General features: G+C 68.7%; 12 protein-coding genes. 5 read left to right on the forward strand and 7 right to left on the reverse strand.

The window, feature by feature from the left end; genetic code table 11:
• Positions 1 to 25: 25 nt before the first annotated feature.
• The 5 genes from AC3WR5_RS26655 to AC3WR5_RS26675 form a co-directional block, all read right to left on the reverse strand.
• Positions 26 to 1,144 carry an ABC transporter permease gene (locus AC3WR5_RS26655; protein ID WP_492488410.1) on the reverse strand — a complete coding sequence of 373 codons (1,119 nt, stop codon included), beginning with the start codon at positions 1,142 to 1,144 and terminating at the stop codon, positions 26 to 28.
• Positions 1,131 to 2,663, reverse strand: coding sequence for an ABC transporter ATP-binding protein (locus AC3WR5_RS26660; protein ID WP_492488412.1), 1,533 nt, complete (start codon positions 2,661 to 2,663; stop codon positions 1,131 to 1,133). Before AC3WR5_RS26660 ends, AC3WR5_RS26655 begins: the two co-directional genes overlap by 14 nt.
• 62 nt (positions 2,664 to 2,725) lie before the next feature.
• Positions 2,726 to 3,583, reverse strand: a complete 858-nt coding sequence (locus tag AC3WR5_RS26665) for an outer envelope protein (protein ID WP_492488414.1) — start codon at positions 3,581 to 3,583, stop codon at positions 2,726 to 2,728.
• A 213-nt stretch (positions 3,584 to 3,796) separates the two neighbouring features.
• Positions 3,797 to 5,122, reverse strand: coding sequence for a guanine deaminase (guaD, locus tag AC3WR5_RS26670; RefSeq protein WP_492488416.1), 1,326 nt, complete (start codon positions 5,120 to 5,122; stop codon positions 3,797 to 3,799).
• Positions 5,119 to 6,102: a LysR family transcriptional regulator gene (locus tag AC3WR5_RS26675; protein WP_492488417.1), complete on the reverse strand. Its 984-nt coding sequence runs from the start codon at positions 6,100 to 6,102 to the stop codon at positions 5,119 to 5,121. The genes guaD and AC3WR5_RS26675 overlap by 4 nt, the downstream gene beginning before the upstream one ends.
• A gap of 62 nt (positions 6,103 to 6,164) precedes the next feature.
• Between AC3WR5_RS26675 and xdhA the strand changes: the two genes are divergently transcribed.
• The 5 genes from xdhA (at position 6,165) to AC3WR5_RS26700 (ending at position 13,092) form a co-directional block, all read left to right on the forward strand.
• The gene (gene xdhA / locus AC3WR5_RS26680; protein WP_492488419.1) at positions 6,165 to 7,661 is read left to right on the forward strand and encodes a xanthine dehydrogenase small subunit; all 1,497 of its coding nucleotides are present in this window, start codon (positions 6,165 to 6,167) and stop codon (positions 7,659 to 7,661) included.
• A 10-nt stretch (positions 7,662 to 7,671) separates the two neighbouring features.
• The gene (gene xdhB / locus AC3WR5_RS26685; RefSeq protein WP_492488421.1) at positions 7,672 to 10,020 is read left to right on the forward strand and encodes a xanthine dehydrogenase molybdopterin binding subunit; all 2,349 of its coding nucleotides are present in this window, start codon (positions 7,672 to 7,674) and stop codon (positions 10,018 to 10,020) included.
• A 2-nt stretch (positions 10,021 to 10,022) separates the two neighbouring features.
• Entirely contained in the window at positions 10,023 to 10,835 is an 813-nt protein-coding gene (gene xdhC, locus AC3WR5_RS26690; RefSeq protein ID WP_492488423.1) for a xanthine dehydrogenase accessory protein XdhC, read from the forward strand.
• Positions 10,836 to 11,009: 174 nt separating this feature from the next.
• Complete coding sequence (locus tag AC3WR5_RS26695) at positions 11,010 to 11,783, forward strand: sulfite exporter TauE/SafE family protein (protein WP_141291864.1); 774 nt, start codon at positions 11,010 to 11,012, stop codon at positions 11,781 to 11,783.
• A gap of 121 nt (positions 11,784 to 11,904) precedes the next feature.
• Complete coding sequence (locus AC3WR5_RS26700) at positions 11,905 to 13,092, forward strand: MFS transporter (protein ID WP_492488425.1); 1,188 nt, start codon at positions 11,905 to 11,907, stop codon at positions 13,090 to 13,092.
• Between the two features lie 146 nt (positions 13,093 to 13,238).
• Here AC3WR5_RS26700 and AC3WR5_RS26705 read toward each other — a convergent pair whose 3' ends face one another.
• Both AC3WR5_RS26705 and AC3WR5_RS26710 read right to left on the reverse strand, forming a co-directional pair.
• Entirely contained in the window at positions 13,239 to 13,862 is a 624-nt protein-coding gene (locus tag AC3WR5_RS26705; RefSeq protein ID WP_141289340.1) for a LuxR C-terminal-related transcriptional regulator, read from the reverse strand.
• 78 nt (positions 13,863 to 13,940) lie between these two features.
• Entirely contained in the window at positions 13,941 to 14,867 is a 927-nt protein-coding gene (locus AC3WR5_RS26710; protein ID WP_492488428.1) for a LysR family transcriptional regulator, read from the reverse strand.
• Positions 14,868 to 14,880 lie beyond the last annotated feature (13 nt).

Here is a 14,880-nt window from a genome sequence, read left to right on the forward strand (position 1 = left end):
GTGAGTGTGGGGGCATCAACATCTCTCAGGCTTCCTTGGTGACTGCAGCGGCACCGCGCGGTGCGGGTGTCGGATGCGGCGCGTGATGCGAGCGCAGGCGATAGAAGATCAGCGTGTCGCAGGCCAGCAGCGAGAACAGCAGCAGGCCCTGGAACACCCCCGTCAGCGCCTTGGGCAGGCCCAGGCGCGACTGCGCCAGTTCGCCGCCGATGTAGAACATGCTCATCAGGATGCCCGAGAAGATGATGCCCACCGGGTGCAGCCGGCCCACATACGCGACGATGATGGCCGCGAAGCCGTAGCCCGCTGGCACGTAGGGCGTGAGCTGGCCCAGCGGGCCGGCAGCCTCCAGCGCACCGGCCAGGCCCGCCATGCCGCCCGAGATCAGCAGCGCCAGCCACAGTGCCCCGCGCGACGAGAAGCCCGCGTATTTCGCAGCCGCCGGCGCCAGGCCACCGACCTGCAGCGCAAACCCGCGGTAGGTGCGGAACAGGAAGACCCAGAAGCCGGCAACGGCGACCAGCGCGACGACCACACCGATGTTGGCGCGCAGGCCAGTGATCAGGCGCGGGATCTTGGTCTGCGCCAGGAAGGTGATGGTCTGCGGAAAGTTGTGGCCTTCCGGGTCCTGCCAGGGGCCGTTGACCAGCCAGCCCAGCAGCAGGTCGGCCACGTAGACCAGCATCAGGCTCACGAGGATCTCGTTGGCGCTGAAGCGGTCCCGCAGCAGCGCGACGATGGCGGCCCAGAACATGCCGGCCAGCACGCCGGCCGCCAGGATGGGCACGACGTAGAAGTGGCCCATCCATTCGGTGCCGGCACCCGCCTGCATGGCGACCCAGCCGCCGCCCAGCGCGCCGAAGATGTACTGGCCCTCGGCACCGATGTTCCAGACGTTGGAGCGGTAGCAGACCGACAGGCCCAGCGCGATCAGGATCAGCGGCGTGGCCTTGACCGACAGTTCGGCCACGCCGTACAGGTTCTTCACCGGCTCGACGAAGAACATCTGCAGCCCGCGCAGCGGGTCCTTGCCCAGCAGCACGAACAGGCCCACGCCGATCACCACTGTGATGGCCAGCGCCAGCAACGGGCTGGCAAACGACATCAGCCTGGACGGCTGCGGCCTGGCTTCAAGCTTCAGCATGGCCGGTCTCCTTGGCTTGCGCGTCTGCCGGGGTCCACAGCCCGCTCATCCATTCGCCGATCTGCTCGATCGTTGCCTGTGCGGTAGGCACCGAGGGCGACACCCGGCCCTGGGCGATCACGATCAGCCGGTCGCTGATCTCGAACAATTCGTCCAGCTCCTCGCTGACGATCAGCAGCGCGCAGCCGGCGTCGCGCAGCTTCATCAGCTCGCCGCGGATCAGTGCTGCGGCGCCCACGTCCACGCCCCAGGTCGGCTGGCTGACGATGAGCAGCCTGGGGCCCGCGTCGATCTCGCGGCCAACGATGAATTTCTGCAGGTTGCCGCCCGACAGGCTCTTGGCCGCAGCCCCCGGGCCACCGGCCTTGACGTTGAAGCGGGCAATCACGTGCTCGGCCAGCTGCCGCACCTTGTCGGTCGCGATCCAGCCGCTCTTGGACACTGCTTCGGTGCGAGTGAGCAGCGTGTTCTGCGCCAGGCTCAGCGTGGGCACCGCGCCGCGGCCCAGGCGTTCCTCGGGCACGAAGTGCAGGCCTTCGTGGCGGCGCTTGCGCGGCGAATGCGCCGCGATGTCCTTGCCGAACAGCGTGATGCTGCCGGCCGGCGCGCGCATGTCTTCACCCGACAGCGCGGCCATCAACTCCTGCTGGCCGTTGCCCGAGACACCGGCCACGCCGACGATCTCGCCGGCCTTCACGTCGAAGGCAATGTCCTTCAGCGTGGTGCCGAAGGGGTCGCGCTGGGCCAGCGACAGGCCCTTGACCGCCATCACCACCGCGCCGGCAGCCCGCGTCTCGTGGCGCAGCTGCGGCGGCTCGGCGCCGATCATCAGGCGCGACAGGCTGGCATTGGTCTCCTGCGTCGGGTCCACCTCGCCGGTGACCTTGCCGCCGCGCAGCACGGTGCAGTGGTGGCACAGCGCGCGGATCTCGTCGAGCTTGTGGCTGATGTAGAGGATGCTGGTGCCGTTGGCACTCAGCTGGCGCAGCGTGACAAACAGCTTCTCGACCGCCTGCGGCGTGAGCACCGAAGTGGGCTCGTCGAGGATCAGCAACTGCGGATTGGTCAGCAGCGCGCGCACGATCTCCACGCGCTGGCGCTCGCCGACCGAGAGCGAATGCACCGGCCGCAGCGGGTCCACGTCCAGCCCGTAGGTGCGCGCGACCTGGCCGATGCGCTCGGTAACCTCGGGCAGCGCCATCGCTTTGTCCAGCCCCAGCCAGACGTTCTCGGCGGCAGTGAGCGTGTCGAACAGCGAGAAGTGCTGGTAGACCATGCTGATGCCCAGGGCGCGGGCCTGGGCGGGGCTGGCGACCTGCACCTCGCGGCCGTTCCATTGCATCTGGCCGGCGTCGGGCTGGGTGGCGCCGTAGATGATCTTCATCAGCGTGGACTTGCCCGCGCCGTTTTCACCCAGCACCGCATGGATCTGGCCGGGCGCCACCTTCAGATGGATGCCGTCGTTCGCCCGCACCGCGGGGTACTGCTTGGTGATGCCGGTGAGTTCGAGTCGAAGCATGATGAAGATGCCTGAGCCAGAAACGGGCCAGGAGCCGAAGACCGGCCCCGGCCCGCGGGCGATCAGAAATGGTATTCCGCGCGGATCATCGGTGTCTTGGCAAAGGCGCCGTCACCGGCAGCGCCCTTGTACGAGTTGCCGAACTTGTTCTTCCAGTACTGGTACTCGAAGCCGACCTTGAACTTGCCCGGTGCGCCCATCAGCGTGCCGGCGTCGTACATGATCTGCGCATCGATGTTGGTCTCAGGCGCAGTTTCGCCGCCAAATTCATTCTTGCCCTTGCCGGCGATGAAATTTGCGAAACCTTCGAAGGTCAGCGGAACGCCCTTGATCAGCGGAATGCTCCACGCGGCCGTCAGCATCGGGTGGGCATCGTAGCTGTAGCGCGACACGCCGCTGCGGGTGAATTCGTTGTACGGCGCGTTGCTTTCCCAGAGTTCGAGCAGGCTCACGTTCAGGAAGCCCGGCACGTCGAACATCATCGTCGGGCCCGCCACCAGCATGCGCTTCCTGGAGTTGTAGCCGGCGTCGTCCTTGACGTTGACATCGAAGCCCGCCGTCAGCCCCAGGTTGCGGATCACGCCCCAGGACAGCTTGCTGCCGCTGACCTTGGACAGGTCCAGCGTGTGGCGGTAGACGATGTAGACCTCGGTCGCGCCATTGCTGGAGCCGGGGCTGGACGGGTCGGATTTGTCGGAGACCAGGAAGTCGGCGTTGAAGAAGTTGGTGCCGTAGCTGTAACCGCTGACGTGGCTCAGGTCGATGATGCTTTTGTGGATGGTGTTCTCGCCAAAGGGCTCGGCGAACTTGCTGCCGTAGCGGTAGCCAATCGAGGTGTCACTCCAGTCGGCGGCCTGGGCGCCAACGGTGGCCAGCGCCAGCAGCGCAGCAAGGGCCAGGCGGGAAGTAGAGAACTGCATGGTGGGTTCCTGTCTTGTCAGTGAGAGGGAAGGTGAAAACGGGGGTCCAAACGGGCGGGGACTGTGGCCGCTGGCCCCCGGATCGCAGAGGCCGCGTCAGTCACCAAGCCCGTCGAAGGGCAATGAGTATGCGCAGGTGTATACAAACGCAAGGACCATGCCGCTCTGGTTGCCGCACTGCTCCTCGTTTTGCGGTGCCTCAAACGCCGCGCGTCAACCCCGCTGCCAGCAGGGCTGCCCAGCGACATAGGCTGCCACCAGGTTGCGGTCGTCGGCCTGGGTCATCCAGGCAAACACCCGCGCGTGCAGGCTTTGCGCCGGCAGAGGCACCACTTCGCCGCGCGCCACCGCATCGCGGTGCACCGCAACCGGGCCCACCGCCCAATCCCAGATCGCCAGGTCCGCCATGCACCCCGGCTCGAAGCTGCCGATCTCCTCTTCCAGCCCCAGCGCCAGCGCCGCGCCGCGGGTGGCCGCATGCAGCGCCGCCCAGGCGGTGAGCCGCGTGCCGCGCAAGGCCTGCACCTTGTAGCCCTCGGCCAGCGTGCGCAGCATGGACAAACTGGTGCCGCCGCCCACGTCGCTTGCCATCGAGACGCCATGCCCGATGTCCACCGCCGCCTGCCAGTCGAACAGCCCGCTGCCGAGGAACAGGTTGCTGCTCGGGCAGAAGGCAATGTGGGCACCGGTGTCGCGCAGCAGCGCGCGGTCGGCGTCGTCCAGCCAGATGCCATGCGCCAGCACGGCGCGCGGCGTCAGCAGGCCGACCTGGTGATAGACATCCAGGTAGCTGCGCGCCTCGGGAAACAGCTCGGCCACCCAGCGCACCTCTTCGGTGTTCTCGGCCACGTGGGTCTGCATGTAGAGGCTGGGGTCGGCCCGCATCAGCTCGCCGGCCATCGCCAGTTGCTCGGGTGTGCTGGTGATCGCGAAGCGCACCGTCAGCGCATAGCTGTTGCGGCCCTGGCCGTGCCAGCGCTGGATCAGCGTTTCGCAGTCGCGTCGGGCACCCTCCACATCGTCGCTGAGGCCTGCGGGCGCGTGGCGGTCCATCAGCACCTTGCCGCTGATGATGCGCATCTGCCGGGCGCTCGCGGCCTCGAACAGCGCGTCCACCGAGACCGGATGCACGGTGGGGAAGACCACCGCCGCCGTCGTGCCGTTGGCCAGCAAGGCGTCGAGGAACAGCTCGGCGCCGGCACGCGCGACCTGCGGGTCTGCGAAGCGCTGCTCGGCCGGGAAGGTGTAGGTCTTGAGCCAGTCCAGCAGCGTGGCGCCGTAGCTGGCGATCACGTCCAGCTGCGGGCAGTGCACGTGGGTGTCGATGAAGCCCGGCAGGATCAGCCGGCCGGTGTGCAGCTCGCGCTGCCAGCTGTCGTCCGGTGCCTCGGGCTGCGCGCCGACGATGCGGCCGTCCTCGATCAGCAACCAGTGGTCCGGCCGGAAACGCAGCTCGGCACAGGCCTCTTCGCCCAGCAAGGGCGCGCCGGTGAAGTCCAGCAGGTCGCCTTGCAGCGCCAGTCTTTTGCGGGCACTCATGCGCGGCTCCTTGAGGGGTTGTCTTCGTCGGCCAGTGCACGGGCGGTGTCGCGCACCTGCTCGCGCAGCCAGCGTTGCGCCGCAGACGCATGCGTGCGGTCGTGCCAGAGTTGGTAATAGGCCATGGCCGGGAAGGCCACCGGGCAGCGAACGATGCGCAGGGGGAGTTGAGTCAGGTATCGCTCGCAGAACTGGCGGCCGGTGGTCAGCACCAAGCGGCTCGCGGCCACCATGGCCGGCGCCAAGCTGAAGTGCGCGCAGCGCACCGTGACGCGGCGCGACAGGCCTTGCAGCGCGAGGAAGTCGTCGATCACGCCGCGCGCGCCGGGGTGCAGCGGCGTCGGCGCGATGTGGTCGCTGTCCAGGTAGCGCGCGGCCGTCCAGCTGCGCGGGCTCTTGGCGGCGGGGTGGTCCGCGGCGACCAGGCAGACCACCTCGTCGGACATCAGGCGGCCCAGGTGCAATTCTTCCGGCGGCTGCAGCCAGTTGCCCACCACCAGGTCCACCTCGCCCGAGGCCAGCTTGCGGCGGTAGTCCGAATCGGCAGACAGCGGGTGCAGGGCGACCTGCAGCCGTGGCGCAAGCTGCTGCAGCGTGCCGATGAGGCGCGGCAGGAACAGCGGGTCCAGGTAGTCGGACGCGGCGAGGTTGACCAGGCCGTCTGCCGTGGCCGGATCGAAGCCGCGGCCGACACGGGCCGATCCGAACAAGGTGTCAGCCTCCTTCAGCAGCCGCTCGGCCGGGCCGACCAGCGCCAGCGCCGCTTCGGTGGGCACCAGCCCGGTGCCGGCGCGCACCAGCAAGGCGTCGCCCGTCAGCGCTCGCAGGCGCTTGAGCTGGGCGCTGACCTGGGGCTGGGTGCTGCCCAGGCGCAGGGCGGCGCGCGAAACGCTGCGATCGGTGATCACGGTGTGCAGGACCTTCACGAGATGGAGGTCGATGTTGGCGAAATCCGGCGGCCGCGTCATACGGCACAACATATGCAACTCATGGGCCAGATCGTATTCAAACTGCGCCGCAGCGGCGTAAGGTCTTGCGCCAGATGACTGCCGAAACTTCAAACTCCGCCCCTCTGCGCTTTGTCTTCCGCGGCCAGCCGGTCAGCGTCACCGGCGCGCCCGCCACGCGCAGCGTGTTGCAGTGGCTGCGCGAGGACGCACAGGCCTGCGGCACCAAGGAAGGCTGCGCCGAGGGCGACTGCGGCGCGTGCACGGTGCTGGTCGCCGAGCTGGCCGAGAGCGTGCCGGCCAGCAGCCGCGCCATCCTCAGCGAAGGCCTGGCGATCCGCCCGGTCAACGCCTGCATACGCTTCCTGCCCACGCTGCACGGCAAGGCGCTGCTGACGGTGGAAGACCTGGCGCAGCCGGACGGCACGCTGCACCCGGCGCAACAGGCCATGCTGGACCACCACGGCTCGCAATGCGGCTTCTGCACACCCGGCTTCGTGATGACGCTCTCGGCCGAGCATGAGCGCCAGGCCTGCACCAGCGGGCCGTGCCCCGGCCGCGCCGAGCTGGCCGATGCACTCTCTGGCAATCTGTGCCGCTGCACCGGCTACCGGCCCATCCTGGACGCCGCGCAAGCGATGCTGCAACAGCCCGCGCCGCGCCTGCCGCTGGCCGGTTTGCGCGAGCAGTTGCTGGCCTTGCAGGCGACACCCGCCGCACCCCACAGCCCCCGCACGCTCGCCGAGCTGGCCACGCTGCGCGCCGACAAGCCCGCCGCACGGCTGGTCGCTGGCGCGACCGACGTCGGCCTGTGGGTCACCAAGCAGATGCGCGACCTGGGCGAGCTGATCTTCCTGGGCGACGTGGCCGAATTGCGCCGCATTGACGAAGAAGCGGAAGGCCTGCGCATCGGCGCGGCCGTCACGCTGGAAGACGGCTGGGCCGCGCTGTGTGCACGCTGGCCCGCGCTTTCAGAAATGTTCCGCCGCTTCGCCGGCCCGCCGGTGCGCCATGCCGGCACGCTGGTGGGCAACCTGGCCAACGGCTCGCCGATTGGCGATGCACCGCCGGTGCTGATCGCCCTTGGCGCCACGCTGCGGCTGCGCCGGGGCGAGGCCACACGCGAGCTGCCGCTGCAGGCCTTCTACCTGGATTACATGAAGAACCAGCTGCAGCCGGGCGAGTTCGTCGAGTCCGTGCACGTGCCGTTCGCGACGCTGCAACCGGGCTGGCAGGTGCAGGCGCACAAGCTGTCCAAGCGTTTCGACTGCGACATCTCGGCCGTCAGCGCGGGTTTTGCCTTGCGGCTGGACGGCGACAGTGTGGCCGAGGCACGGCTGGCCTTCGGCGGCATGGCGGCCACGGTGCGCCGCGCTGCGGCGATCGAAGCGGCCATCGTCGGCCAGCCCTGGACCGAAGCCACGCTGCGCGCCGCGCAGGCCGCGCTCGCCGCCGACTTCACCCCGCTGAGCGACCTGCGCGCCAGCGCCGACTACCGCCGCCTCGGCGCTGCCGGGCTGCTGGAGCGGCTGTGGCTGAGCACCCGCCCAGCCGACCCGGTGGCAGTCGACCAACTGCGCGTCTGGGCCTGAGGAGCGCCACATGCATTTGAAAGACCTCTCGGCTGCAGCCCTCCCCGTGGTCGGCACTTCGTTGCCGCACGAATCCGCCGCGCTGCACGTGCAGGGCCGCGCCGCGTATGTGGACGACATCGCCGAAGCCGCCGGCACGCTGCACGCGGCGCTGGGCCTGTCGCCCGTGGCCCATGGCCGGCTGCTGGGCATGGACCTCGCGGCGCTGCGCGCGATGCCCGGCGTGGTCGCGGTCTACAGCGCGGCCGACATTCCGGGCCAGAACAACGTCGGCCCCATCGTGCACGACGATCCGATCCTAGCCAGTGGCGAATTGCACTACCTCGGCCAGCCGGTGTTCGCCGTCATCGCCCGCAGCCGCGACGAGGCGCGCCGCGCCGCAGCCCGCGCCAAGGACGTGCTGCAGATCGAACCGCTGCCGGCCCAGCTGGACCTGCGCGCCGCGCATGCCACTGGCCAGTACGTGGTGCCACCCATGCACCTCACGCGCAGCACGCACCCCGGCGGCGTGGCCGGTGCGATGGCGGCGGCGCCGCACCAGCTCTCCGGCCAGTTCAGCCTCGGCGGGCAGGAACAGTTCTACCTCGAAGGCCAGATCAGCTACGCGCTGCCACAGGACGATGGCGGGCTGAAGATTCATTGTTCGACCCAGCACCCCAGCGAGATGCAGGCGATGGTCGCGCATGCGCTGCAACTGGACGCCAATCAGGTGCTGGTCGAATGCCGGCGCATGGGCGGCGGCTTTGGCGGCAAGGAGTCGCAGTCGGCGCTGTTCGCCTGCGTGGCGGCGCTTGCCGCCAAGAAGCTCAACAAGCCGGTCAAGCTGCGCGTGGACCGCGACGACGATTTCCTGATCACCGGCCGCCGCCACGGCTTCGAGTTCGACTGGCAGGCCGGCTTCGACGACAGCGGCCGGCTGCTGGCGGTGGACGTCACGATGCTGGGCCAGGCCGGGCACTCGGCCGACCTGTCGCCCCCTGTGCTGACGCGCGCGATCTGCCACCTGGACAACGCCTACTGGCTGCCGGACGTGGCCATCCACGGCTTCCTGCCGCGCACCAACACGCAGAGCAACACGGCATTCCGCGGCTTCGGCGGGCCGCAGGGCGCGCTGGTGATCGAAGTCATCATCGACCAGATCGCCCGCCAGCTGGGCCTGGATCCGCTGGCGGTGCGGCAGGTCAACTGGTACGGCCTGCCGGGCAGCGGGCGCGACGTGACGCCTTACCTGCAACCGGTGGTCGACAACATCATCGCGCCGCTGACCGACGAGCTGGCCGCCAGCAGCGACTACCTCGCGCGCCGCGCCGAGGTCGCCGCGTTCAACGCCACCAGCCCGTGGCTGAAAAAAGGCCTGGCGCTGACCCCGGTGAAGTTCGGCATTTCGTTCAACGTCAACCACTTCAACCAGGCAGGCGCGCTGGTGCACATCTACCGGGACGGCTCAGTGCTGGTGAACCACGGCGGCACCGAAATGGGCCAGGGCCTGAACACCAAGGTGGCGCAGGTCGTCGCCCACGAACTGGGCCTGCCGCTGGCCCGCGTGCGCGCCAGCGCCACCGACACCAGCAAGATCGCCAACACCTCGGCCACCGCTGCCTCCACCGGTGCCGACCTGAACGGCAAGGCCGCGCTGGACGCCGCGCAGAAGCTGAAGAAACGGCTGGCGGAAGTGGCCGCGTCGCACTGGCAGGTGGCGCCCGACCAGGTGCGCTTCGAGGGCAACGCGGTGCTGGGGCCAGACGGCCAGCACGAGGCCTTTGCCGCCATCGTCGAGCAGGCCTACGTGGCCCGCGTGCAGCTCTGGGCCGACGGCTTCTACGCCACGCCCGGCCTGCACTGGAACCGCGACACGCTGACCGGCCGGCCGTTCTATTACTTCGCCTATGGCGCGGCCGTCAGCGAAGTGCTGCTGGACCGGCTGACCGGCGAATGGCGGCTGCTGCGCGCCGACCTGCTGCACGACGTGGGCCGCTCGCTGAACCCGGCCCTGGACATCGGCCAGGTCGAAGGCGGCTTTGTGCAAGGCATGGGCTGGCTGACCAGCGAGGAGCTGGTGTGGCACCCGCAAAGCGGCAAGCTGCTGACACACGCGCCGTCCACCTACAAGATCCCCACCGCCAACGACCTGCCGCACGCGCCAGGTGCCTTTACGACACGGCTGTACAAGGGCGACAACGTCGAGGACAGCATCCACCGCAGCAAGGCTGTGGGCGAGCCGCCGCTGCTGCTGAGCTTCTCGGTCTTCCTCGCGCTGCGCGACGCGGCCGCCGCCTGCGGCGCGCCGGGCTGCCAGCCCGCACTCAGCGCGCCGGCCACGCCCGAAGCACTGCTGCGCGCGGTGCAAAGCGTGAGCTGAGCATGGGCCGGTTGGCGTTACGGGAACTGGCCCAGCGCTGGCAGCAGCAGGGCCGCTCGGCGATTTGGGTGGAGATCACCCGCGTCAAAGGCTCGGTGCCGCGCGAGGACGGCACCCGCATGCTGGTTTCTGCCACCGAAGTGGCTGGCACGATTGGCGGCGGGCACCTGGAATGGCAGGCCATCGCCCGTGCCCAGGCCGCGCTGAAGGAAGCCGGCGGCCGGCCGCTGGCGGCCTGGGACTGGCCGGTCACGCTGGGCCCGTCACTGGGCCAGTGCTGCGGCGGCGCGCTGACGCTGCGCTTTTTCCCGTTGGACAGTGACAGCCTCACCGGCTGGGCTGCCGAGCCGCCGCGCTTTCACCTGCAGTTGCACGGCGCCGGCCACGTCAGCCGCGCCATCGTCAAGCTGCTGGCCGACCTGCCTTGCGAAGCGCTGTGGGTGGACGAGCGCGAAGACGGTTTTCCGGCCATGCCGCTGCCCGCCCACCTGCGCTGCTGCGCCAGCGCTCAACCCGAGGAAGAAGTGGCCGATGCAGCGGCCGGCGCCTTTTTCCTGGTGATGACCCACAGCCACGCGCTGGACTTCCGCATCTGCGAGGCGGTGCTGCGCCGCGGCGATTTCGGCTTCCTGGGCCTGATCGGCTCGGCCAGCAAGAAGGCCGGCTTCCTGCGGCGCTGGCGCGAGCGGGGCCTGTCCGATGCCCAACTGGACCGCCTGGTCAGCCCGGTCGGCATGCCCGGCATCGAAGGCAAGGCGCCGGAAATCATCGCGGTCGCGGTCGTGGCGCAACTGCTGCAGTTGGCCTCGGCTTGAGGCGAGTCGGCCCTCATTGCCAATTCGGTCACTAAATCTTTTAGGGGGGTCTTTACTTGGAACCCGCATTTGCAGATGCCGAATGCGAGAATGACTTCAGTCGGCCGAGTTGCCTTGTTGCCTCGGCCCCGAATCGACCGAAGGTTTCGAGGTACTGCGATGCAAATCGATGGCATGAATTCCATCGCCGGGCTGCTGGTTGGCACCATCGTCGGCATCACCGGCGTCGGTGGCGGCGCCCTTATGACCCCCATCCTGGTGCTGTTCTTCGGCATCGCGCCGCAGACCGCCGTCGGCACCGACCTGCTGTACGCATCCATCACCAAGATGTTCGGCACCGCCGTGCACCACAACCACGGCACGGTGGACTGGGAAATCGTCAAGCGCCTAGCCTGGGGCAGCCTGCCCGCTGCGGCGCTGACGCTCGCCTGGATGACCTTCAGCGGCGGCCATCAGGTCAAGAACGGTTTCATCATCCAGGCGGTCGGCATTGCGCTGATCATCACCGCGCTGGGCATGCTGTTCAAGGAGAAGCTGCACGCGATTGGCAAGAACTTCCGCGTCGGTGACTCGGAAAAGTTCAAGAACGTGCAGCCTGTGCTGACCGTGGTCGCCGGCATCGTGCTGGGCGTGCTGGTCACGCTGACCTCCATCGGCGCCGGCGCGCTGGGCACCGTGATGCTGGTCTACCTGTACCCGCTGCGCCTGAGCTCGAACAAGCTGGTCGGCACCGACCTGGCCCACGCGATTCCGCTGGCGCTGATCGCCGGCCTGGGCCACCTGAGCCTGGGCAATGTCAACTACGACCTGCTGGTCAGCCTGCTGCTGGGCTCCATCCCCGGCGTGCTGATCGGCTCGCTGATCAGCACCCGCGCGCCGCTGACGCTGATCCGCTACGCCATCGCCATCGTGCTGGGCCTGGTCGCCGTGAAGATGCTGTCGGTCTGAGCGCCGCTCAATGCCACCAAAGGGACCTTCGGGTCCCTTTTTTCATGGCCGCGGCAGACAGGCTACCCGTGCTGGCAAGATCGCGGCCCCAACCCGCCTCCCCCATTGCCTTGACCACGCCTTGACCACGCCCTTGCCCTCGCCTGCCGTCTCGCCTGCCCAGCTGCGCCGCGGCCTGATCGCCATCTTCGCGTCGACCTTTTGCGAGCTCAGCGGGCTTTTCATGTTCTTCCCGCTGCTGCTGTTCACCGCCAAGGGCATGGGACTGAACGACGCACTGGTCGGCCTGCTGGCGGCCACCAACTGGCTGGGCCTGGCGGTGGCCACGCCGTTTGCCGGCGGCTGGGTGGCACGGCTGGGCATGCGCGGTGCGCTGCTGCTCAGCGGCGCGGTGCCGCTGGGCACCTTGACCTTGACGGTGCTGACGCCCTGGCCGGTCGGCTGGGCGCTGCTGGGCGTGGTCGGCGGCGCGGCGGGCTCGCTGCGCTGGATCGTCGCCGAAGCCACGGTTGCCGAGCTGGCGCCGGCTGCGCGGCGCGGCCGCATCGTCGGGCTGTACGAAACCATGGTGGGCTGCACCTTCGTGCTCGGCCCCAGCCTGTTGGCCTTCATCGGCACCGAGGGCGCCGCGGCACAGCTTGCGCGCTGGACGGCGGTGGCGCTTTCTGCGCTGGGCCTGCTGCTGAGCTTCGCGGTGCCGGCGCTGACCAGCCACCACCGCGAAGACGCACCGCCACCGGGCTGGCGCGGCATCGCCGCCGCAATGCGCCAGCGGCCGGTGCTGATGCTGGCCGGCGCGGTCGGCGGCTTTTTCGAAGCCGGCACCTCGGGCCTGCTGCCGCTGTACGGCCTGTCGGCGGGCTTTGGCGCCGGGATGGCCGCGCTGCTGGTCTCGGCCAGTGGCGCCGGCAGCGCGCTGGTGATGGTGCCGGTGGGCGAACTGGCGGACCGCTGGTCGCTGCGCGGCGTGCTGCTGGGCTGCGCCGCCATCACGTTGGGCGCCTGCCTGCTGCTGCCGCTGGCACCGCACTGGCCGCCGCTGGCCTATGTCATCGCGTTTGTGTGGGGCGGCGCTGGCGGCGCGCTGTACACGCTGGCGATGGTCGACATCGGCCACCGCGAGCAAGGCGTGGCGCTGGTCAACACCACCGCGGTGCTGGTGCTCAGCTACACGCTGGGCGGCATGGCGGCCCCGACGCTCGGTGGCTTGGCACTGAGCCTGGCGCCGGGCTGGGGCATGCCGCTGCTGATGATCGCGGTGGCCGGCACCGGGCTCGGTGGCTTGCTGAAGACGCGCGCTCGCGCTTGAACGGCCTTACGCACTGGGCGCGCTCCGCGCTCGCCCGCCGGTCCCGCGGGACCGCGCACGCAAGACCGCCGCATGGGCAGCACCCGGCCAGGAGTGGAAATTCATCGGGTCCGCCTGGCAGCAGGTCCTCGCGGCTGCGTCCCGCATCAACCCACGGTCGACATGATCGCCAAAGGCCGGCCCTCGTTGTCGCTGAAGAAACCCATCCACTCCTCGCTGCCGTTCTCGTGGCGATGAATCATGTGCGGCGCATGCGTGAATTGCACGCCGCGCGCGCCCAGGGCCGCCTGCGCTGCGCGGATGTCATCGACGCGAAAGTACAGGATCGACTCCGAAACAGTGCCTTCGCCCTCCGACAGGAACAGCCGCACGCCGCCACAGTCGAAAAATGCCAGGTTGCCGAACGAGTACAGGTGCGCCAAGCCGAGCACGTCACCGTACCAAGCACGGGCGGCAGCGATGTCCTTGACCGTGCGGGCGATCTGGCCCAGAGCGCCCAGATGGATGTCGGCTTGCATGAAGGTCTCCTTGGCGTGCAGCAGGGTGTCGCGTCGAATGCCGTCCCAGCGTCGAAGTTCGGTTCGGCTGGCCAGACCAAGTTTGTGCAGCGCGTTGGCCACGTGGTACTTCACGGCGTCGAGGGTGACGCCCTGGCGCGCGGCGATCTCGCGGTTCCGCAGACCGTGCCGCACCGCCTCAACCACGCGCCACTCGCCGGGAGTCAGTACATCTGGGTGCGCTGGGCGACCGCGCTCGCGTGGGCTGGGCATGCACGCAGCTTAGCGCTTGCAAGAATGAATTTCCCTACCCGAGGCAACACCCAAAAAACGATCCTGCTCACTGCAGAGCTATGGCGGTGCCATCGGGTCGTCTTGCCAGGACTTGCCCGGCGCCGAAGCACGCTTGAGGTGCTCGACAAAGGCCCTGACCGTGGGAGACAGCTCTCGTCTGCTCGGAAAGACGGCATTCACCGCCAACGGAGGCGGCGTCCATTCGGGAAACAGATGAACGAGGCGCCCGGCCTGGATATCGGGTGCGCACAAGTACCCCGACAGGCAACCCAGGCCGACGCCACGCAGCACTTGCCTGTGAATCAAGAGCGGATCGTTGATGCTCAGGCGCGGGTTGAGTTCGAACCTCTTCTCCTCGCCGCAGGGGCTTGTGAACATCCAGGGGCGCGGCCTCCCGCCGATGCCTGGCATCTCGACGGCGTCGTGCGACTGGATCTCGTCCAGGGTGCGCGGCGAGCCGCAGCGCGCGAGATAGGCAGGAGCGGCGCAAAGGTAGCGGCGAATCGTCCCCAGCCGGACCGCCACCAGTTGCGAGTCGGTCATCGGCCCGATGCGCACCGTCACGTCCACGTTCTCGGCAATCAGGTCCACCGATCGACTGCTCAACTCCAGTGCCACCTTGACATCGGGGTAGCGCGCCAGGAACTCGGGCAGCAGGTCTGACACGGCGTTGTAGCCGAAGCCTATTCCGACACTGATCCGCAGCAGGCCGCGCGGGTTGTCGCTCATGCCGCTGATCACGTCGACCGTTTCATGGATGCGCGCGAGCAGGTTCCCGCATCGCTCGTGCATCGCAAGGCCTGCGTCAGTCAGCTGCACGTCATGCGTGGTCCGCTGGACAAGGCGGATTCCCAAGGCCGCCTCCAGGCGAGCCACACAGCGACTCACGCTCGACTTGGGCATGTTCAGCACGCGTCCGGCCGCGGAGAAGCTGCGCAGCGTTGCGACTTTCTCGAACACGCGCAAATCATTCAAGTCCAGCATGTCGAAGGATTCC

It is taken from the genome of Ideonella sp. FW305-24, assembly GCF_058788035.1.